At 37.7% G+C, this 1,223-nt stretch carries 1 protein-coding gene; it reads right to left on the reverse strand.

Going from position 1 to position 1,223, the window contains the following annotated elements; translation table 11 throughout:
• Positions 1 to 354 precede the first annotated feature (354 nt).
• Positions 355 to 816, reverse strand: coding sequence for an IS200/IS605 family transposase (gene tnpA, locus FNW38_RS17360; RefSeq protein ID WP_143389018.1), 462 nt, complete (start codon positions 814 to 816; stop codon positions 355 to 357).
• Positions 817 to 1,223: the final 407 nt, after the last annotated feature.

A 1,223-nucleotide genomic window follows, 5' to 3' on the forward strand; every position in this document is an offset into this window, starting at 1 on the left:
GCCGTATGAAGCGAGAGTTTCACGTACGGTTCTGTGAGAGGCTTTTGCTGCAAGGCTTTTGCCTACTCGACCTTTGCATTTTTTTAAATGTTCTTGAAAAACGTAAGAGTAATAAAAGTCTCCCGACTTTTTCCGAGAAGACCTTTAAGCATCTCGTTGTGTTGGTATATCCGTGTCATGGTTTATTCTGATAGTGAGTTTACTTCGTTCTTTGCAATGACTTTGATTGTAGATTTGTATTACTTGCTCAGCGTGTGTGGCGAAGTCGGGAGACTTCGCAGAGCACAAAGCGACGAACACTTCGGGGAGCGGGGAGCAGGAGAGCGGAACATTTTGTGGTCTGGTCGGCTCGGGTCATATCAGATCCTCAAAAATATACCTTTCATCAAACGGCACTTCAAACTTATCTAAAAAAGCCAAATATTCCTCTTTGAAGGTCTGTTTCTTATGATGCTCTTCCTGATTGGCAATATATTTATAAACAGTATCAACTTGGGAATGGCTATAAGAAAAAACACCATAACCTTCCTGCCATTCAAATCTTGATTTTGTCAGTTGATGGTCATTGATATATTTGGATGATTTTGCCTTAACGGTTTTCATTAATTCTGAAATAGAAACCACTGGTTTCAATCCCAAGAAACAATGCACGTGATCTTCAACACCATTAACAATAATGGTTTTGCATCCGGTTTCATTAATCAAATTACCAATTACGCCCATTAGTATTGATTTCCATTCCTTACTAATTACGGCTTCTCGGTACTTTACTGCAAAAACTGCTTGAATGTAAACTTGATGATAGGTATTTGCCATTTTTTATATTTTAGATGAATCTTTATTCGTTTTTATTTACATCAATGGATTAAAATCCGTTGATACAAAATGTGCCGTTCCTATGGAACTTTTACATACGTCTCAGAGCCATCGGCTCGACCCATTTTGTAAGGCTGGACTTTAGTCCAGTTGACACAACGGAACTCCAGCATTCCAGCATCACAAAGAGCCATCAGCTCGGCACATATCACTACTACACCAACTACCCACTAAACTCCTTTTTCAATATTCAATTCAATATTCAATATACTCTGTCTAAATAAACTCGAATCATAATACTTATTTTCTATTTTTTGTCATTCCGACGAAGGCTATCGTGTGGACACAAATATAGATTATTTTTGCGGTTATGAATATAAGCAGAGAGTTTCAAAAGTTATCAGATA

Origin of the sequence: Flavobacterium gawalongense (assembly GCF_007097265.1) — a bacterium.
GTDB classification, from domain to species: domain Bacteria; phylum Bacteroidota; class Bacteroidia; order Flavobacteriales; family Flavobacteriaceae; genus Flavobacterium; species Flavobacterium gawalongense.

Coding starts and splice junctions, on each gene's coding strand:
- tnpA (WP_143389018.1), bottom strand. CDS start 816: ATGGCAAATACCTATCATCAAGTTTACATTCAAGCAGTTTTTGCAGTA.